This is a genomic window from Pseudomonas parakoreensis, from assembly GCF_021602155.1.
Taxonomy (GTDB): Bacteria; Pseudomonadota; Gammaproteobacteria; order Pseudomonadales; family Pseudomonadaceae; genus Aquipseudomonas; species Aquipseudomonas parakoreensis.
The window spans coordinates 454706-472926 of sequence record NZ_BQHY01000001.1; the positions used below are offsets into that span (position 1 = coordinate 454706).

General features: G+C 60.5%; 18 protein-coding genes. 11 read left to right on the forward strand and 7 right to left on the reverse strand.

Translation table 11 applies throughout. The annotated features are described in order from the left end of the window. Positions 1-7 precede the first annotated feature (7 nt). The 4 genes from rfbC to L6D63_RS01980 are packed head-to-tail and all read left to right on the forward strand — an operon-like array spanning position 8 to position 4238. The gene (rfbC, locus tag L6D63_RS01965) at positions 8-553 is read left to right on the forward strand and encodes a dTDP-4-dehydrorhamnose 3,5-epimerase (protein ID WP_047290831.1); all 546 of its coding nucleotides are present in this window, start codon (positions 8-10) and stop codon (positions 551-553) included. 42 nt (positions 554-595) lie between these two features. Continuing rightward, a complete protein-coding gene (locus L6D63_RS01970) occupies positions 596-2404 on the forward strand; it encodes a sensor histidine kinase (protein ID WP_041071297.1) in 1809 nt (602 codons plus the stop codon). Further along, positions 2401-3786, forward strand: coding sequence for a sigma-54-dependent transcriptional regulator (locus L6D63_RS01975; protein ID WP_047290830.1), 1386 nt, complete (start codon positions 2401-2403; stop codon positions 3784-3786). Before L6D63_RS01970 ends, L6D63_RS01975 begins: the two co-directional genes overlap by 4 nt. Then, complete coding sequence (locus L6D63_RS01980; protein ID WP_095667804.1) at positions 3783-4238, forward strand: YiiD C-terminal domain-containing protein; 456 nt, start codon at positions 3783-3785, stop codon at positions 4236-4238. The genes L6D63_RS01975 and L6D63_RS01980 overlap by 4 nt, the downstream gene beginning before the upstream one ends. Before the next feature lie 85 nt (positions 4239-4323). Here the strand turns inward: L6D63_RS01980 and cysQ are convergent, their stop codons facing one another. Both cysQ and nudE read right to left on the reverse strand, forming a co-directional pair. Then, the gene (gene cysQ / locus L6D63_RS01985) at positions 4324-5151 is read right to left on the reverse strand and encodes a 3'(2'),5'-bisphosphate nucleotidase CysQ (RefSeq protein WP_131670888.1); all 828 of its coding nucleotides are present in this window, start codon (positions 5149-5151) and stop codon (positions 4324-4326) included. An 11-nt stretch (positions 5152-5162) separates the two neighbouring features. Beyond that, positions 5163-5729: an ADP compounds hydrolase NudE gene (nudE, locus tag L6D63_RS01990; protein WP_041071285.1), complete on the reverse strand. Its 567-nt coding sequence runs from the start codon at positions 5727-5729 to the stop codon at positions 5163-5165. An 88-nt stretch (positions 5730-5817) separates the two neighbouring features. Between nudE and yrfG the strand changes: the two genes are divergently transcribed. Beyond that, the gene (yrfG, locus tag L6D63_RS01995; protein WP_131670887.1) at positions 5818-6480 is read left to right on the forward strand and encodes a GMP/IMP nucleotidase; all 663 of its coding nucleotides are present in this window, start codon (positions 5818-5820) and stop codon (positions 6478-6480) included. Between the two features lie 102 nt (positions 6481-6582). Here the strand turns inward: yrfG and lysM are convergent, their stop codons facing one another. Continuing rightward, positions 6583-7023, reverse strand: coding sequence for a peptidoglycan-binding protein LysM (gene lysM, locus L6D63_RS02000; protein ID WP_027611221.1), 441 nt, complete (start codon positions 7021-7023; stop codon positions 6583-6585). Between the two features lie 235 nt (positions 7024-7258). On the opposite strand from lysM, the gene fdhD reads away from it, so the two are divergent. The 3 genes from fdhD to L6D63_RS02015 all read left to right on the forward strand — a co-directional run bounded on the left by fdhD (position 7259) and on the right by L6D63_RS02015 (position 11270). Continuing rightward, complete coding sequence (gene fdhD / locus L6D63_RS02005; protein WP_086793967.1) at positions 7259-8098, forward strand: formate dehydrogenase accessory sulfurtransferase FdhD; 840 nt, start codon at positions 7259-7261, stop codon at positions 8096-8098. Then, a complete protein-coding gene (locus tag L6D63_RS02010; RefSeq protein ID WP_131670886.1) occupies positions 8095-10443 on the forward strand; it encodes an FdhF/YdeP family oxidoreductase in 2349 nt (782 codons plus the stop codon). The genes fdhD and L6D63_RS02010 overlap by 4 nt, the downstream gene beginning before the upstream one ends. Before the next feature lie 347 nt (positions 10444-10790). Further along, the gene (locus L6D63_RS02015; protein ID WP_131670885.1) at positions 10791-11270 is read left to right on the forward strand and encodes a glycine zipper domain-containing protein; all 480 of its coding nucleotides are present in this window, start codon (positions 10791-10793) and stop codon (positions 11268-11270) included. A 64-nt stretch (positions 11271-11334) separates the two neighbouring features. Here L6D63_RS02015 and L6D63_RS02020 read toward each other — a convergent pair whose 3' ends face one another. From L6D63_RS02020 to L6D63_RS02030, 3 genes are all read right to left on the reverse strand, one after another. After that, a complete protein-coding gene (locus tag L6D63_RS02020; RefSeq protein ID WP_131670884.1) occupies positions 11335-11766 on the reverse strand; it encodes an acyl-CoA thioesterase in 432 nt (143 codons plus the stop codon). A gap of 61 nt (positions 11767-11827) precedes the next feature. Then, positions 11828-13054, reverse strand: coding sequence for a 3-hydroxyacyl-CoA dehydrogenase (locus L6D63_RS02025; protein WP_047290822.1), 1227 nt, complete (start codon positions 13052-13054; stop codon positions 11828-11830). 148 nt (positions 13055-13202) lie between these two features. Continuing rightward, complete coding sequence (locus L6D63_RS02030) at positions 13203-15131, reverse strand: RecQ family ATP-dependent DNA helicase (RefSeq protein WP_131670883.1); 1929 nt, start codon at positions 15129-15131, stop codon at positions 13203-13205. Positions 15132-15376: 245 nt separating this feature from the next. Here L6D63_RS02030 and L6D63_RS28605 point away from each other — a divergent pair, with 245 nt between their 5' ends. Further along, positions 15377-15505 carry a hypothetical protein gene (locus L6D63_RS28605; protein WP_260687873.1) on the forward strand — a complete coding sequence of 43 codons (129 nt, stop codon included), beginning with the start codon at positions 15377-15379 and terminating at the stop codon, positions 15503-15505. A gap of 19 nt (positions 15506-15524) precedes the next feature. Here L6D63_RS28605 and L6D63_RS02035 read toward each other — a convergent pair whose 3' ends face one another. Beyond that, positions 15525-16028 (reverse strand): polysaccharide deacetylase, encoded by a 504-nt coding sequence (locus L6D63_RS02035; RefSeq protein WP_131670882.1) that lies wholly within the window; start codon positions 16026-16028, stop codon positions 15525-15527. Positions 16029-16318: 290 nt separating this feature from the next. Between L6D63_RS02035 and L6D63_RS02040 the strand changes: the two genes are divergently transcribed. Then, a complete protein-coding gene (locus tag L6D63_RS02040) occupies positions 16319-16606 on the forward strand; it encodes a hypothetical protein (protein WP_095667810.1) in 288 nt (95 codons plus the stop codon). A 94-nt stretch (positions 16607-16700) separates the two neighbouring features. After that, positions 16701-17828, forward strand: coding sequence for a hypothetical protein (locus L6D63_RS02045; RefSeq protein ID WP_131670881.1), 1128 nt, complete (start codon positions 16701-16703; stop codon positions 17826-17828). The last annotated feature ends 393 nt before the right edge of the window (positions 17829-18221 follow it).

Consider the following 18221-nt stretch of genomic DNA (forward strand, 5'->3'; position numbering starts at 1 on the left):
AAACCTCATGAATGTAATCACCACCGATCTGCCCGGTGTTCTGATCATCGAACCCAAGGTATTTGGTGACGAGCGCGGCTTCTTCTACGAGAGTTTCAACGCCAAGGCGTTCCAGGAAGCGACCGGTCTGGACACCCAGTTCGTGCAAGACAACCATTCGCGCTCGCAAAAAGGCGTGCTGCGCGGTCTGCATTACCAGCTGCAAAATACCCAGGGCAAACTGGTTCGGGTCACTGCCGGCGAAGTGCTTGATGTGGCGGTGGACATTCGCCGCAGCTCGCCGCACTTCGGCAAATGGGTTGCCGTCCGCCTGTCGGCCGAGAACCACCGCCAATTGTGGGTGCCGGAAGGCTTCGCCCATGGCTTCGTGGTACTGAGCGAATTCGCCGAATTCCTCTACAAGACCACCAACTACTACGATCCATCGTCCGAGCGCAGCATTCGCTGGGACGACCCCGCGCTGGGCATCGACTGGCAACTGGACGAAGCGCCGAAGCTGTCGGCCAAGGATCAGGTCGGCGCGCTGCTCAAGGACGCTGACGTCTTCGCCTGAGCCTGGGCATAATGCGCCTGTTCACTCAGGCGCATCCGGCTCATGAAACCTACCCTTCCCCGCAGACCCCGCTGGCGCAGCCTCGCTCTGCTGGCCCTGTGTCTGGCGCCGCTGCTATGGCCGCTTGAGCATCTGGCCGAGCGCTATTACCGCAGTGAACTGGCCGGGCAAAACCGCCAGACCCTCGACCTCTACGTCGCCAACCTGCTGGGTACCCTGCACCGTTATGAAGTGTTGCCGCAGATTCTCGGCGACCTGCCAGCCCTGCGCGCCGTACTCGGCGCACCGGACGACGGCGTGACCCAGGGCAATGCCAACCGCCTGCTGAAAAACATCGCCGCACAGACCGGCGCCGAAGTCATGTACCTGATGGACACCAGCGGCCAGACCCTGGCGGCGTCGAACTGGGACAAACACGACAGTTTCGTCGGACGTAATTTCGCTTTCCGTCCGTATTTCAGCGAAGCCATGGCTGGGCGTCTGGGACGCTTCTTCGGCCTCGGCACTACGTCGGCCAAACGCGGTTATTTCTTCGCCGCCGCCGTGCGCAATGGCGAAAAAATCATCGGCGTGCTGGTGATCAAGGTCGACCTCGATCACACCGAAAGTCTGTGGGGCAAAACCCCGGAACAACTGTTGGTGACCGACCATAACGGCGTGGTCATCCTCACCTCGCGCCCGGAGTGGCGTTTCCGATCAACCCGGACGTTGAGCGACACCGAGCGCTCGGCGATCACCGCGATCCTGCCCTATCCGACCCGCGAGCCGCGTCCGCTGAACCTCAGCGAAAACGCCTGGCTGACGCAGACCGTGAACATCGCCGAAACCGGCTGGAGCGTCAGCATCCTTGCCCCGCGCACGCTGATCGATCGCCCGGTGCGCACCGTTGTCGCCATCGGTGGCGCCACGCTGTTGGTGGTGATGCTCCTGCTCGGTTTGATGATGCAGCGCCGTCGACATTACCTGGAACGTATTGCCTTCGAAGCCAAGGCCCGCCGTGAACTCGAAGGCCGGGTGGCGGAGCGGACCAGCGATCTGGAAGGTCTCAACCGCCGCCTCAAGCAGGAAGTGCTGGAGCGCGAACAGGCGCAGCAGGAGCTGGTACGGGCTCAGGACGATCTGGTCCAGGCCGGCAAACTCTCGGCACTGGGCACGATGTCGGCGAGCATCAGCCACGAGCTCAACCAGCCTCTGGCGGCGATCCGCAGTTACGCGGAAAACGCCGAAGTGCTGCTTGATCACCAACGCACCGAAGACGCCCGTGGCAACCTCAAACTGATCAGCGAACTGACCGGGCGCATGGCCTCGATCATCGCCCACCTGCGTGCCTTCGCCCGCCGCGACCGTCATGCTCCGGAAAGCGTCGCCCTGCAACCGGCGCTGGATGATGCATTGGCATTGCTGGCCAAGCGGCGCCGCAGCATGGAAGTCGAGCTGATCCGCGACCTGCCCGCCGCCACCCTGTGGGTCGAGGCCGGGGAAACCCGACTGCGCCAGGTGCTCGGCAATCTGCTGGCCAACGCCCTCGATGCGCTGACCGAAAAAGGCCCGCCGCGCAAACTGTGGCTGAGTGCCGAATCCACGGCCGAAGGCGTCAATCTGTACATTCGCGACAACGGCCCGGGCTTTTGCATGGAGGCCCTCGGCCGCGCCAGCGAGCCCTTCTACACCACCAAGACCCGCACCCAGGGCCTTGGTCTGGGGCTGGCGATCTGTGAAACCCTGATGCGCGCCTTCGGCGGCGAACTGTCGTTCGCCAACCACAAGCAAGGCGGCGCCTTGATCACCCTGCGGCTGCGCGCCGGTGCACCCGGGGTCAGCCTGCAACCGTCCGAGGATCGAAGTGCATGACCATCGACAATCGCATTCAGGTGGTGTTGATCGACGACGATCCGCACCTGCGTCAGGCCCTCGGCCAGACCCTGGACCTCGCCGGCCTGAAAATCCTTCCGCTGTCCGAAGCCAAAGGTCTCGCCGCGCAACTGGAGCGTGACTGGCCCGGCGTGGTGGTCAGCGATATCCGCATGCCAGGCATGGACGGCCTGGAACTGTTGAGCGAATTGCACGCTCAGGATCCGGAGCTGCCGGTGCTGCTGATCACCGGCCACGGCGACGTGCCGCTGGCAGTGCAGGCGATGCGGGCCGGCGCCTATGACTTTCTGGAAAAACCGTTCGCCAGCGATGCCCTGCTCGACAGCGTGCGCCGCGCCCTCGCCCTGCGTCGGCTGGTGCTGGACAACCGCAGCCTGCGTCTGGCCCTCAGCGACCGTAACGAATTGAGCGCGCGACTGGTCGGCCATTCGGCGCCGATGCTGCGCCTGCGCGAGCAGATCGGCGCACTGGCGGCGACCAAGGCCGACGTGCTGATTCTCGGTGAAACCGGCGCCGGCAAAGAGGTCGTGGCCCGTGCGCTGCACGATTTGTCGAGCCGGCGCAACGGCCCGTTCGTGGCGATCAATGCCGGGGCGCTGGCCGAATCGGTGGTCGAAAGCGAGCTGTTCGGGCATGAGCCGGGCGCGTTCACCGGCGCGCAGAAACGCCGGATCGGCAAGTTCGAATTCGCCAACGGCGGCACGCTGTTCCTCGATGAAATCGAAAGCATGAGCATGGACGTGCAGGTGAAACTGCTGCGCATGCTGCAAGAGCGGGTTGTAGAACGTCTGGGTGGCAATCAGTTGATCCCGCTGGACATCCGCGTCATCGCCGCGACCAAGGAAGACCTGCGGCAAGCCGCCGATCAAGGACGCTTCCGCGCCGACTTGTATTACCGCCTGAACGTGGCGCCGCTGCGCATCCCGCCACTGCGCGAACGCGGCGAAGATGCGCTGGTGCTGTTCCAGCATTACGCCGATGAAGCCAGCGCCCGCCATGGCCTGCCGCCGCACGAACTGCAACCGGCGCAACGCGCCTTGCTGTTGCGCCACACCTGGCCCGGCAATGTGCGCGAACTGCAGAACGCCGCCGAGCGTTTCGCCCTCGGTCTGGAGCTGGCGCTGGACAACAGTGGAAGTGAAGGCGGCGGCAGCGCCGTGGAAGTCATCAGTGGCGGCCTGAGCGAGCAGGTGGAAAACTTCGAGAAATCGTTGATTGCCGCCGAACTGGCGCGCTCCCACAGTTCGGTGCGCAGCCTCGCCGAAGCCCTGGGCATTCCGCGCAAGACCCTGCACGACAAACTGCGCAAGCACGGCTTGAATTTCGCCGACAGTAACACCCATGGAGACGAAGCCGAATGAGCCGCGACAGTCGCTATCTGGAATCGGTGCTGCATCACGACATTCCCCTGACCCGCGAGATGGGCCTCAAGGTCCTCGGTTGGCACGAGCAGCAGTTGAGTCTGCACTTGCCGCTGGAGCCGAACGTCAATCACAAGAGCACCATGTTCGGCGGCAGTCTCTACTGCGGCGCGGTGCTGGCGGGTTGGGGCTGGCTGCACCTGCGCCTGAAGGAAGAAGGCATTGAAGACGGGCACATCGTGATTCAGGAAGGCCAGATCAGCTATCCGCTGCCCGTGACCGGCGACGCCACGGCGATTTGCCCGGCCCCGCAGGCAGCCGTCTGGAAGAAGTTTCTGGCGATGTATCAGCGCTATGGGCGCGCACGGTTGACGCTCAATACGCGAATCGTCAACACCGGGAGTGATGAAGATGCTGTGACGTTCAGCGGGCAATATGTTCTGCACCGCTGAAACAAAAGATCGCAGCCTTCGGCAGTTCCTGCAGGGAGATGCGAAATCCCCTGTAGGAGCTGCCGCAGGCTGCGATCTTTTGATCTCAGGAGCGAGCCAGCTCCAACAGTCTTGAACGCCAAGCCGCTTTCGCCGGCAACGCCAGAAAGAACTCATTGAGCAGCGATTCCCGCGCTGGATAACAGAACGCTTCGCCCTGCAGATCCAGCACCTCGCCGCCTGCACCTTCGAGCACGCCCTGCGCTGCCGCAGTGTCCCATTGCGAAGTCGGCGCCAATCGCGGATAACAATCCGCCGCCCCTTCAGCCAACAGACAAAACTTCAGCGAACTGCCGATGTTTGCCAGTTGCAACTCGCCCAGGCTGGCGCTCAAACCGGCGAGCAGACGTTCCTGCTCCGCACTGGAGTGGCGACGGCTCGCCACCACGGTAAACGCTTCACCGGGCGCGAGCGCGTCACGCACCTGAATCGCCACCGGCGAACCACCCTGGTCCCCACGCCACGCGCCGAGACCGGCACCGCCGACATAGAAGCGGCCATTGGTCGGCATCGACACCACACCAAACACCACCCGCCCGTTTTCGATCAGGGCGATGTTGACGGTGAATTCTTCGCTGCCGCTGATGAACTCCTTGGTGCCATCCAGCGGATCCACCAGCCACCAGCGCTGCCACCCGGCGCGCACGCTCTGCGGGATGTTGGCGTCTTCCTCGGACAGAATCGGAATACTGGAATCCAGCGCGGCCAGCCCGGCGACGATCACGTGGTGCGCGGCCATGTCCGCTGCGGTCACCGGTGAATCATCGGACTTGGCGGTGACTTCCACGCCAGAGCGCCAGAACGGCAGAATCGCCTCGCCAGCCTGCAAGGCCAACGTCACCACTGGCGCCATTAACGGATGGGGAAACTTCATCGATATCTCACTCATGACTGAAAATACCCGCGCTGCCCCAGCAGATCGCGGGTCAGGTACAACGCCGCCAAGGCGCGACCTTCGGAAAATTGCGGATTCTGCGCCAGCGCCGCCAGCTCACGCAGGTTGACCTTGTCGACCCGCATCGGCTCGGGTTCGTCGCCCTCCAGACGCTCTTCATACAGGTCGGTGGCCAGTACCACCTGAATCTTCTGGCTCATGTAACCGGGCGACAGCGACAACTCGGTCAGATGCTCCAACTGACGAGCGCCATAACCGGCCTCTTCCTTGAGCTCACGCTCGGCCGCGGCCAGCACATCCTCGCCCGGCTCGATCAAGCCTTTGGGCAAGGACAATTCGTACTCATCAGTGCCGCCGCAGTACTCCTCGACCAGCACCGCGTGTTCACTGTCGAGCATTGCCACGATCATCACTGCGCCATAGCCCGCGCCTTTGCCCACCAGACGCTCGTAGGTGCGTTCCACGCCGTTGGAAAAACGCAGCTTCAGTTCTTCGACGCAAAACAGGCGACTGGTGGCGACAATCTCGCGGGCGAGTACAGTGGGTTTCTGGCGCATGCAAAGCTCCTTGGCGTGAACGCGCTACTATAACGCGGCTTTCCCGATTGTTTGTGTCGGATATCTTTCTACCGCTCGAGACGTTGCCATGCCTTCTTTACCGTGGTCTGACATCGATACCGTCCTGCTGGACATGGACGGTACGTTGCTGGACCTGCACTTCGACAACCACTTCTGGCTGGAACACCTGCCACAACGCTACGCCGATCTGCACGGAGTGAGCCGGGCCCTGGCCGATATGGAACTGCAGCCGTTGTTCGAGCGCCATGCCGGGCAGCTGCAGTGGTACTGCCTGGATTTCTGGAGCACCGAACTGAAGCTTTCGGTACGTGAACTGAAACGGGAGACCGCGCACCTGATCGCGCTGCGTCCGGATGCCGACACCTTTCTGCAGGCGATCAAAGAGGCCGGCAAACGGGTGATCATGATCACCAATGCGCATCGCGATTCACTGTCGCTGAAACTGGAGCGAGTCGAACTGGCGCCCTATTTCGAACGGCTGATCAGCTCACATGATTACGGTTATCCCAAAGAGAACCCGCAGTTCTGGGATGCCTTGCAGGCCGATATCGGTTTCGATCCGGCGCGCAGTCTGTTCATCGACGATACGTTGCCGATTCTGCGCAGTGCGCGGGAATTTGGTGTGACGCATTTGTTGGCGGTGAAAGAGCCGGACAGTCGCAAGGGGCCGAAGGACACGGCCGAGTTTGCGGCGGTTGAGGATTACCGCGATTTGATTCAGGGACTCTGATTTCCTGTAGGAGCTGCCGAAGGCTGCGATCTTTTGACTTTGATTGTTTAAAAAACAAGATCAAAAGATCGCAGCCTTCGGCAGCGCCTGCAGGATGTTGTGTTACTCGGGGATACGCAGGGTCTGGCCCGGGTAGATTTTGTTTACATCCTTGAGCATTGGTTTGTTGGCCTCAAAGATCTTGTTGTACTGGTTGGCGTTGCCATACACCGCCAGGGAAATCGCGCTGAGGGTGTCGCCCTTTTTCACCACTACAAAACGTGCTGCAGCCACAACCGGACCGGTCACGGTGATCTGATCATCAACGCTGCCCACGCCTTCGATGTTACCCACCGCCAGCAGAATTTTTTCCTTCTCTTCCTGGCTCGCTACCTCACCGGTCACTGTGACCTTGTCGCCATCCACGGTTGCCTGAACATTCGGATTGCCCAGCCCGACCTTGCTGATGTGTTCCTTCAACTGCTCGCTGGCATTGGCATTACCAGGGGTCAGCAGATCGATCAGTTTCTCACCGGCCTCTTTCACAAAGCTCAACAGACTCATGGCGCACACTCCTTGATTTGGATTCCAGACGTCCAAGCCTAGACCACGTTTGCCGGACCCGGTTCCAGCCCGACCAATGACCCGGCTCCGCCGCTGGCTCAAGCGGCTGGCGCGCGTCCCGCAGATCGCGGCGCATTGCTTGATCGACGGCGTCTATCAATAGATCGACAGTAGCGATTAGACGCGACAAGTTGCCGCGCCTAGTCTTAGCGTTGATCAATCCGTCGGTGATGCCATGAACGCCAAGCGCCCCACTTGCGCGGCGCCTGCACTTCAAACGCCCGCGCCCGCCGCCAGCCAGACCTACAGTTACAGCGATCTGCCCCTTGTGGAATCGGCCAGCACCGCGCTCGCCGAGGAAGTCGCGCTGGCGATCGCCTACAACGGCATCAGTCAGGCGGTGATGCTGGTGACGCCGACGGATCTGGAAGATTTCATCGTCGGTTTCAGCCTCGGCAGCGGCATCATCGCAGACGCCAGCGACATTTATGACCTGCAATTGACTGGCGCCGGCTCGGCGCAATACGCGCAAGTGACCATCGCCAACCGCGCCTTCTGGAACCTCAAACAACAGCGCCGACAACTGGCCGGCACCAGCGGCTGCGGTCTGTGCGGCGTTGAAGCGGTCGAGCAAGCCCTGCCCGATCTGCAAGTCCTGCCCGGCGCACCGCTGCCGCCCGCCGCATGGCTCGACGGTCTGCGCCAGCGCATCGGCGCGTTCCAGCCCCTCGGCCAGCACTGCGGTGCGGTACACGCCGCAGTGTTCATGAACGCCAGCGGTGAATTGCTGCTGGGCCGTGAAGACATCGGTCGGCACAACGCCCTCGACAAGCTGATTGGCGGGCTGATCCGCCAGAAGATTTCCACCGACGGCGGCCTGGCGATTGTCACCAGCCGGTGCAGTCTCGAATTGATCCAGAAAGTGTTGCGCGCCGGGATCCAGACGCTGGTCAGCCTGTCCGCGCCCACCGGCCTTGCCGTGCAATGGGCCCGCCGCCACAACCTCAATCTCATCCACCTGCCGCAGAAGAATGCGCCGCGGGTCTATAGCCCAGCGATGGAGAACCAAGCGTGAGCCAACATCATCAAGCCGACCAGAAACCTGTCCCGCGCTACAAGCCTTACAAGGGCCCTGCCGGCGGCTGGGGTGCACTGATCAGTGTGGCTCAGGCCTGGTTGACCAGCGACAACGCGCTGAAAAACCTGCGCATGATGCTCAAGACCAACCAGAACGGCGGCTTCGACTGCCCGGGCTGCGCCTGGGGCGATTCGCCGGAAAGCGGCATGGTCAAGTTCTGCGAGAACGGCGCCAAAGCGGTGAACTGGGAAGCGACCAAGCGTCGAGTGGATGGCAAGTTCTTCGCCAAACACAGCGTCACGTCGTTGCTGGAGCAGAGCGACTATTGGCTTGAGTACCAGGGCCGCCTGACCGAGCCGATGGTCTACGATGCCCAGACCGATCGCTACAAGCCGATCGCCTGGGACGACGCCTTCGCCCTGATCGGCAAGCACCTGCAAGCGTTGTCGAGCCCGGATCAAGCCGAGTTCTACACCTCGGGCCGCGCCAGCAACGAAGCGGCGTACCTGTATCAACTGTTCGTGCGTGCCTACGGCACCAACAACTTCCCCGACTGCTCGAACATGTGCCACGAGGCCAGCGGCGTGGCGTTGGCGCAGAGCGTTGGCGTCGGCAAAGGCACGGTCACCTTCGACGACTTCGAACACGCCGATGCAATTTTCGTCTGGGGCCAGAACCCCGGCACCAACCACCCACGGATGCTCGAACCGCTGCGCGAAGCCGTGAAGCGCGGCGCACAAGTGGTGTGCATCAACCCGCTGAAAGAGCGCGGTCTGGAACGTTTCCAGCATCCACAGCATCCGCTGGAAATGCTCACCAATGGCGACAAACCGACCAACACCGCGTACTTCCGTCCGGCACTGGGCGGCGACATGGCGGTGCTGCGCGGCATGGCCAAGTTTCTTCTGCAGTGGGAACGCGATGCGCAGAAGGCCGGTGAACCTGCGGTGTTCGATCACGACTTCCTCAATGCCCACAGCACCAACGTGCTGGATTATCTCGGCGTGGTGGATGACACGCCGTGGGAGCAGATCGTCGCGCAGTCCGGCCTGACCCTTGTGGAAATCGAACAAGCGGCGCGCATGTACGCCAAAGGCAAGAGTGTGATCATGTGCTGGGCGATGGGTATCACCCAGCATCGTCACTCGGTGCCGACCATCCAGGAAATCGCCAACCTGATGCTGCTGCGCGGCAACGTCGGCAAACCCGGGGCCGGCCTGTGCCCGGTACGCGGTCACAGTAACGTGCAGGGCGACCGCACCATGGGCATCAACGAGCGCCCACCGGTGACGTTCCTCGACGCTCTTGAGCGGCGTTTCCAGTTCAAGGTGCCGCGTGACAACGGGCACAACGTGGTCGAGGCGATCCACGCCATGGCCGAGGGCCGCGCCAAGGTCTTCATCGGTCTGGGCGGCAACTTCGCCCAGGCCACGCCAGACAGTCCGCGCACCTTCGCGGCGCTGAGCAACTGCGACCTCACGGTACAGATCAGCACCAAGCTCAATCGCAGCCACCTGGCCCACGGCAAGGACGCGCTGATCCTGCCGTGCCTCGGCCGCACCGACATCGACATCCAGACCGAAGGCCCGCAGGCAGTCACCGTGGAAGACTCGTTCAGCATGGTCCACGCCTCCAATGGCCAGTTGCAGCCGCTGTCGAACCAGATGCGCTCGGAACCGGCGATCATTGCCGGGATCGCCGCCGCCACGCTGGGCAGCAAACCGGTGGACTGGAACTGGCTGGTGGCCGATTACGGGCGCATCCGCGACCTGATCGCCGATACCATTCCAGGCTTCAAGGACTTCAATGAGAAGGTCAAGAATCCAGGTGGGTTCTACCTCGGCAACAGTGCTGGCGCACGCAAGTGGAACACCCCGTCGGGCCGGGCCAATTTCCGCGCCAACCGGCTGCCCAAGGATCTGGTGCACGAGCGCACCCGCGCCACCGGGCAACTGCCGGACCTGATCCTGCAATCGATGCGCTCCCACGATCAGTACAACACCACCATCTATGGCCTCGACGACCGTTATCGTGGGGTCAAGGGCCAACGCGACGTACTGTTCGCCAACGAGGCCGACATCATTCGTCTGGGCTTCCGTCCCGGGCAGAAGGCGGACATTGTGTCGCTGTGGGACGATGGCCGTGAACGTCGGGTGAAGGGCTTTACCTTGCTGGCGTTTGATATTCCGGCGGGTCAGGCGGCGGCTTACTATCCGGAAGTGAATCCGCTGGTGCCGCTGGAGAGCACCGGCGATGGCAGCCATACGCCGACGTCGAAGTTCATTGCGATCCGCCTTGAGGCGGCGAGCGAGACGGGTTTGATCATGGCCAAATCCGCTTGAGCTCGCGGCCCTGTGGCGAGGGAGCTTGCTCCCGCTGGAGGCCGCAGGACTCCCTCCGTTTTGCATTTTTTGGGGCCGCTTCGCGGCCCGGCGGGAGTAAGCTCCCTCGCCACAGAATCTGTGTGAGTCTCAGTTTCCTGGAGCTTTCGAACGCCCACAAAAAAGGCCGCTTTTTCTCAAAAACGGCCTGTCCGAAGTAGCTAAAGACCGGCGAAAATCGCTTAAGTTCCGCATACAAAACAGCAACTTGCATAATTGTATACAAGTCGTGTTATTCGTCGGATTTCGATTGTCAGCCTTGTTACACAGCCTCAGGATCGGCGCCGTCATCCCTTTGAGGCTCCTCTATGAAGTTCTCCTCGATTCTCTTGTTGTCCCTTGGCCTGGTCAGTGGCTTCGCTTCTGCCGGAGGCACCACCGAAGCAGGTGTGGGCGGCGCATTGGGCGGGGTTCTTGGCTCGGTCGTCGGTCAGTCTTTAGGCGGCAATACAGGTTCAACCATTGGCGCAGCCCTGGGCGGCGCGGGTGGTAGCGCGGTCGGCGCCAACAAGCACAGCCGTGGCGAAGCGGCCATTGGTGGTGCGCTGGGCGCAGCCGGCGGTAACGTGGTCGGCCGCAGCATGGGCGGCACCACCGGCAGCCTGATCGGCGCCGCAGCAGGTGGCGGCGCCGGTGGCGCGCTGGGCAACTACATGGGTAACGAAAGCCGTGACGAAGATCGTCATTACGATCGCGGCCGCGACGACCGTCGCTACTACCGCGACCGTCATCCTGGCCGTGGCCACGCTTATGGTCACCGCAAGCATCACCGCTACTATCGCGACTAATCCGTTGCGTTAAGCGGGAAAGCAAAAATCGCAGCCCTTGGGCTGCGATTTTTTTTGCTCTGGTTCAAACCACCAGACGCTCCAGCGCTTCACGCAATCTGCCTGGAATCGGCACCGGCTGATTGCTCGTCCGGTCCACGAATACATGGACGAAACGCCCCGCCGCACAGGCCTCAGTTTCACCGACCTTGAACAACGCCAGTTCGTATTGCACCGAACTGTTGCCCAGCTTGCCGACCCGCAAGCCGATCTCGATCAAGTCCGGAAAAGCAATCGAGGCAAAGTAGTCACAGGCCGAACTGACCACAAACCCCACCACCTCGCCGTCATGAATATCCAGGCCGCCGACCTGGATCAGGTAGGTATTCACTGCAGTGTCGAAGAAACTGTAATAGGTGACGTTATTCACATGCCCGTAGACGTCGTTGTCGTGCCAGCGCGTGGTGACCGGCTGGAAATGCGGGTAATCGGAGCGTTGTGGCATCGGGTTGGACATCAGCATTGATCCAGGAAGTTTTGCGAGCAGTCTAAAGGCGAAACCGTGGTGGCTCTAGCAATCAGCGTTCGGCAAACCCCTTGCCCTGAGCCGCCAGCTCGCCAATCAAGCGCGCCGGTTGCCACTGATCACCCTGCCGCGTTTGCAATGCCAGCAAGCGCTGATGAATGTCCGCCAGCCCCTGCTGATCCGCCCAGGCCATCGGACCGCCCTTGTCGGCCGGGAAGCCGTAGCCGTTCAGGTACACCAGATCAATGTCATGGGCCGACCCGGCAATGCCTTCCTGAAGTATCTTTGCGCCCTCGTTGACCAGCGCCAGCAGGCAACGCTCCAGAATCTCCTCCGGACCGATCGCGCGGCGCTGGAAGCCCAGCCCTTCGCTGACCCGCAGCACCAGTGCATCGACTTCGGGATCAGGCTCGGCCTGTCGACTGCCCGGCTCATAGTGATAATAACCATTGCCGGATTTCTGCCCGAAGCGGCCCATCTCGCACAAACGGTTGTCCACCTGAACCTCCGGCGCATCCTGCCCCTTGCCGGCCAGCTCGCGTGCGCGCCATTCCAGATCAATACCGACGACGTCATACATGCGGAACGGCCCCATGGCGAAACCGAACCCCTGCAGCGCCGCGTCCACCTGTTGTGGATAAGCGCCCTCAAGCAGCATCTTGCGCGCCTCCAGCACATACGGATGCAGCATGCGATTGCCGATAAAGCCGTGGCAGTTGCCCGACACCACACTGACCTTGCCCATGCGCTTGCCCAGCGCCAGCGCCGCTTCCAGTGCAGGCGGCGAAGTCTGTGCTCCACGGACGATTTCCAGCAGTTTCATGATGTGCGCGGGGCTGAAGAAATGCAGGCCGAGCACTTGCGACGGACGTCGAGTCGCAGCAGCAATCGCGTCGATATCCAGCGCCGAAGTGTTACTCGCCAACAACGCCTCAGGCTTGAGCAGGCCATCCAGCTCGCGAAAGATCTTCTGCTTGAGCTCAAGGTTTTCGTATACCGCTTCGATCACCAGATCGACATTGCGGATCGCCGGGTAATCCGCCGCCGCGCTGATCCGGGCAAGGCGTGCGTCGGCTTCGACCTGATCGATCCGGCCCTGGCGCACATTGTGTGCATAGGTGTCGGCCACCGTCGCCAGTGCCTGTTCAAGCATCTGTGGATTGTTATCGACCCACTGCACGGCGATGCCAGCATTGGCCAGGCACATGACAATGCCGCGGCCCATAGTGCCCGCGCCGATCACGGCAGCTTGCTGAATATCGAAGGATGTCTGGCTCATGTTGTTCTCTTGTTGGCGATCCAAAGACAGCCTTCACCATAGTCAGGCACCGGACGTTTTTGAAGTTTATTCCCGTGATGAGCAACATTCAGCGCATGGATAACCCCCAATCGCCCTGAAACCGCACACTGCAGGAACTGCCGACATATCAGAGGTGTTCTTGAGCCCAACTGCGAACCTCGGCGTACGGATACTCCTCCAGCGCCGCATACCCCGAAATCGTCCGTGCCTTTAACCTGGTGAACAACGGCACATTTATCCCGCACAGAAACCGCGTCAGCCGCTCCGCCGTCGGCACACTGCCAGTGTGCTGTTCGTGCCTGTGGATAAAATCACCGCACAGCACCGCGAAGTTTTTATCCACAAGCGCTGGCAACTCGGGAGGCGCCGGAAGGCGCGCGATAGCACCGTGACACACCGAACAGTGCCCGCATCGCTCGGGGGCGTTGTGATCGCCGAAGTGTTCGGCCAGGCGATGGCCCAGGCAGCGCTCAGTGCCGAACAGATCGAGCATGGCGTGAATCCGCGTTATTTCAGCCTGTTCATGCCGGGTAAAATACGCATGCAATTCGGCGCTCAAAACAGCGCTGTCGAAATCACTGTGCAGCACGTTGTAGACCTCGGTCATCTGCTTGCTCTCAAGCTCGACCCAGCCCTTCTCCTGAAAGTAATCCAGCGCCTTCACCACCCGGTTGCGCTCAGCCGAATACTGCGTGTACATCGCTTCGAAATTCACCGTGGCCCAGGTGCGTGCGCGACTGGAGGTGTGGATGATGGCCGCGACAAAATCCCTGCGCTCACCGTCGAAATGCTCAAGCAAGGCTTCCGGCTCCAGCAGGTATTTGAAACGGTATTCGGCGTAATAGGCATAGCGCGGCGCGATCAAACCGCGCAGCTCCATTTGCACCAGTAGAGTTTTCAGCGGCAACGCGCGAATGTTGCTCTGATCGGCCAGCGGCCCGAGCAGAAACTCCCACTGCCCTTCGGCTGCGGCAGCCTGCATTTCTTCCAGCACACAACGAATTCCTTCACGCTCCGGGGTATCGCCGTAGACGAAGTTTTCCAGCACGTTGAGGCTGTCGCGGTTGGCCAGCACCAGGCAATCCGACGGCTGCCCGTCGCGTCCGGCGCGACCGATTTCCTGACTGTAGTTTTCGATGGATTTCGGCAGATCGAAATGCACCACGTTGCGGATGTCGCTCTTGTCGATCCCCATACCAAAGGCAATGGTTGCGACGATGCAATTGGACTGCCCGGCCATGAATTCCTTCTGAATCGCCTCGCGCTGATCATTGGGCAAACCGGCGTGATAGGCCTGGGCCTGTATGCCGTTGCGCCCCAGATGCTCGGCGATGTGTTCGGCGGTTTTCTGCAGCGTCACGTAGACAATGCCCGGCTGGCCTGGACGCTCGCTCATCCACTCCACCAGATGCCGGCGCTTGTCCTCGCCGCGTACCGGTTCCACCAGCAGATTGAGGTTGGGTCGATAGAAGCCGGTGGTCACCACATCAGCGGCGGCGATGGCGAATCTGGCCTGCATGTCGGCGACGACTTTCGGCGTCGCCGTAGCCGTCAACAGCAGGGTTTGCGGAATGTTGAACTGGCGCTGATAGTCCGGCAGCTTCAGATAGTCGGGGCGAAAGTTGTGGCCCCATTCCGAGATACAGTGTGCTTCATCAATCACCAGCAACGAGATCGGCACCTGCTGCAAAAAGTTGCGGAAACGCTCGTTCTTCAGACGCTCCACCGAAATCATCAGAATCTTCAATTCACCCGAACGGGCGCGGGCCATCACGTCACTGGCATCATCGCGACTTTGCGCCGAATCGATGCTGCCGGCACTGATACCGTGACGTTTGAGGAATGCCAGTTGATCCTGCATCAACGCCAACAGCGGCGACACCACCAGGGTCAGATGCGGCAGCAACAGTGCCGGCACTTGATAGCACAGTGACTTGCCGGACCCGGTGGGGAAAATCGCCGCCGCCGAGCGCCCGGCCAATACAGCGCTGATTGCCGCTTCCTGCCCGGGTCGAAACTGTGGATAACCGAAAACCTGTTCGAGGGTGTGGTGCATGCGCTGTCACTCCGTTGACCGCTGTGATGCCAACAGCCTAGCGGGCGATCACAGCGAGTCGAGAAAAGGTCGGGGTCAATTCGATACGGAATGATACAGCGCCGGGGCGGATGCCACCGGATCAAACAAAGGAAACAATTTGCCTCTCGCCGGCCTGACCGCAAGGCAGGTAACGTGCGCCGCATCCACGAAACGAGCGTCGTGCCAGGACGGCCGACACCCGTGGATCAACTCAAGGAATAAACATGTCCGACAGACTGAAACTGCTCCTCACCCTGACGCTCGCATCGCTGTTGCTGGGCGGATGCATGCAACTCCCCGATGACATTCCGCCCCTCGCCATGCGCGCCACTGCAGATCACGTAGTCACCTAGGTCTCGTCGCAACGACGGGCTAGGGACGCAGCACGGCTACCCGAAGTTGCGCATTCAGTTCCTGTTCATGCACACCCTGGCTCTTGCTCGCCCACTGTGCATGGGCCGGACTGATATCGCCGGTAAACGCCGCCGCCAGTTGTCGCAGGTCCGCCACACTGCGCACTCGTGCACAGAACAGCTGTTCGCCACAGTCCTGGCTGGCGTTGCGATAAATGCCCAGCAAACGCTCCCACAGTCCCGCGCGCACCTGCCGGATCGATTTGAGCCGCACATGCGGCACATCCAGTTGCCGTTGCAGTGCGCCAGCATCCAGCGTTTCACTCGCCAACAGGACTTTGGCGAACATCAACACTTCGGCACGTGAAGCAGTATCGATGCGGGCCTGGCTGGACAGCGCGTCGGGCCAGCCAGTGCGTTGCAGATCGACAAACATCCAGCCGTTGCCAGCGTCTGCGGATACGGCCAAGCGGCAACCACTGGTCCACAGTAATAAAATCGAGGCTATTCGTAGCCACCGCATACTCAATTCCCTTTAAGCGCGCATCGGACGTTTGGAAACGTCCTACAGTTTCTGGCGCGCACCATACAGAGGATTCTCAAGAAACGCCTGTGAATCCCGTGGGAAATTTCTGCGCTAAGGGTTTTACCTCGAAAAAGCTGCAAAACCTTGTAGGGCAATTGCCCGAGTCTCGGAAAAACCCCTACGAACTCCGTCCATCACGGCGGTCTTGTGACCCCTTGCCACGCACTTCTATAGTGGCCGGCGCGGCTGCAACCACTGGAGCGACTTCGTACAGGACACGTCTGAACATGAACATGCATAACCCGCTGGCCAATCGTTATCGGCCGCTCAAAAGCACCGACGGCGATCATCCGGTGCTGACCATAGATACTCAAGCCAGCCACGGCGAACTGCTCGACGCTGCGCATCAACGCCTGCGTGCCGCCAGCGATTTGCTGGAGACTCTTTACTGTTTGTGTTTCAAACAGGCCGATGTCAAAGACATCCCGAACATCGTCAACGCCTTGTATTTATTGACCCAAGATGGCTGCGAACTTCTGGAAGTAGCAAAACTTCAAATTGCAAACTCCTTATAAAATCACGCGCACAAACAACGCAACAACTAACCACTTCATATCCGCAATATAAAAAACTAGCCTGCTTGCTCTTAATTCATTCAAGAGCAACATTATGAGTACATTGACTATTTTCTTTTGCGGCACGGGTTCCACCAAGTTCGACACCAGCAACAGCAACTATTGGAACGGTGAGTTGGTGTCCACTCTCGCTTCGCACCACACTGGCCGCGAGTTCGCCGAATGGATTGTCGTCGACGGCCCCGGCTCCAGTAATCTGCAGGCCGATGAGCTGTTCACCAAATCTGCCGACTACGGTCTCAGCGGCACGTTGTTCGGCAAGGGCTGGGAGGAAAACGTGCAGCACGCAATGAACATCATCAAAGGCAAGTGCGACTGGCAACGCCAACAACTGACCGAAGCGGAATACAACCGTCTCAAAGCGGCCGGTATTCCCATTGAAGATGTAAAAATCGAAGGCTCCTGGTTCTGGCGTAAATACAACTACGGAGAACGCAGCGTGACCCAGCAGAAGTTGCAGGAGCAAATCATTAAAACCTTCCGCAAGGACGGCATTATTCCCACTCAGGTTAACCTGGTCGGCTGGAGTCGAGGCGGTATAAGTTGCCATATGCTGGCCAACGCCATGTTCAATGACAGTACTTTGAAAAGCATTCCGGTGAAGATCCTCGCGATTGATCCGGTGCCCGGCATCGGCAACTTCCAGGAACATCGGGTCAAACTCAACAGCAACGTCAAAGAGTACGTTGGCTTCTATGCCCGCGACGAGCGTTCGAAAGGTTTCAGCTGCGTTATCCCGCAAACGGCTACCGGTACGCGCACGCATATCTTCCCGATCCCCGGCCGCCACGCCACCCTGGTCGGCAACGCTGCCGCTGACGGCAACGCCGGCCCGAAGGTCCTCGCCGAACCCGGCCAGTTCGTGCGCCACTTCGCCGAAGCCTGCCTCAAGCGTTGGGGCACCCCGCTGACCAACACCCTGAACCTGAGCGACGCCGCCCTGAAGCAATGCGGCGATGCGATGGTCAGGGACGCCGCGAAATACAAGGCCATGGAAAAGTACTCCTACACCTGGTTCACCGAACTGGACCAAGGCGAACGCTACGTTTCGCTGGGCAGCAAAGGCGTGCCTTTCTCGTCGGTGAAGGGCGGGATCTACGCGCCGGATAGCGGGCTGACCACCAGCGTGCTGGACTTGGCGGCATACCGGCATATCCGTTGAGGCCGGTGGGGTGGTGATCGATGCGACGGGAAAAACCTGCAGCAAAATTCTGCGGGAATAATGGCAGTTAAACCGATAACAACAGCTAAGCCATGACTCACAAAAAAGCCGCCCCTAGATTATTCCCCCCACCCGGGAATACATAGTTAGGGCCTTTTCAGGCTGTTACTACATTAATACCCCTCTCTGAGGGGTATTTTTTTGACTCGCTAATGTGAAAGCCATACCGTGATTTAGCATGGGATGTAGGCGAGATCCAGTACCATGCAAAACGCATCTTGCGCTTCACGGCAAAGTCTTCGGAGAGCCAGCGACAGAGCGACAGAGCGACCCAAAGGTCGCAAGGCAACGTTCTGGCGCCACGGTAATAGATGTGAGGTTTTCTGGAAAAGC

Coding starts and splice junctions, on each gene's coding strand:
- rfbC (WP_047290831.1), top strand. CDS start 8: ATGAATGTAATCACCACCGATCTGCCCGGTGTTCTGATCATCGAACCC.
- L6D63_RS02020 (WP_131670884.1), bottom strand. CDS start 11,766: ATGTCCAACCCGATGCCACAACGCTCCGATTACCCGCATTTCCAGCCG.
- L6D63_RS02015 (WP_131670885.1), top strand. CDS start 10,791: ATGAAGTTCTCCTCGATTCTCTTGTTGTCCCTTGGCCTGGTCAGTGGC.
- fdhD (WP_086793967.1), top strand. CDS start 7,259: ATGAACGCCAAGCGCCCCACTTGCGCGGCGCCTGCACTTCAAACGCCC.
- L6D63_RS02030 (WP_131670883.1), bottom strand. CDS start 15,131: ATGCACCACACCCTCGAACAGGTTTTCGGTTATCCACAGTTTCGACCC.
- cysQ (WP_131670888.1), bottom strand. CDS start 5,151: ATGAAGTTTCCCCATCCGTTAATGGCGCCAGTGGTGACGTTGGCCTTG.
- L6D63_RS01970 (WP_041071297.1), top strand. CDS start 596: ATGAAACCTACCCTTCCCCGCAGACCCCGCTGGCGCAGCCTCGCTCTG.
- nudE (WP_041071285.1), bottom strand. CDS start 5,729: ATGCGCCAGAAACCCACTGTACTCGCCCGCGAGATTGTCGCCACCAGT.
- L6D63_RS02035 (WP_131670882.1), bottom strand. CDS start 16,028: ATGCGGTGGCTACGAATAGCCTCGATTTTATTACTGTGGACCAGTGGT.
- L6D63_RS01975 (WP_047290830.1), top strand. CDS start 2,401: ATGACCATCGACAATCGCATTCAGGTGGTGTTGATCGACGACGATCCG.
- L6D63_RS01980 (WP_095667804.1), top strand. CDS start 3,783: ATGAGCCGCGACAGTCGCTATCTGGAATCGGTGCTGCATCACGACATT.
- yrfG (WP_131670887.1), top strand. CDS start 5,818: ATGCCTTCTTTACCGTGGTCTGACATCGATACCGTCCTGCTGGACATG.
- L6D63_RS02040 (WP_095667810.1), top strand. CDS start 16,319: ATGAACATGCATAACCCGCTGGCCAATCGTTATCGGCCGCTCAAAAGC.
- lysM (WP_027611221.1), bottom strand. CDS start 7,023: ATGAGTCTGTTGAGCTTTGTGAAAGAGGCCGGTGAGAAACTGATCGAT.
- L6D63_RS28605 (WP_260687873.1), top strand. CDS start 15,377: ATGTCCGACAGACTGAAACTGCTCCTCACCCTGACGCTCGCATCGCTG.
- L6D63_RS02045 (WP_131670881.1), top strand. CDS start 16,701: ATGAGTACATTGACTATTTTCTTTTGCGGCACGGGTTCCACCAAGTTC.
- L6D63_RS02025 (WP_047290822.1), bottom strand. CDS start 13,054: ATGAGCCAGACATCCTTCGATATTCAGCAAGCTGCCGTGATCGGCGCG.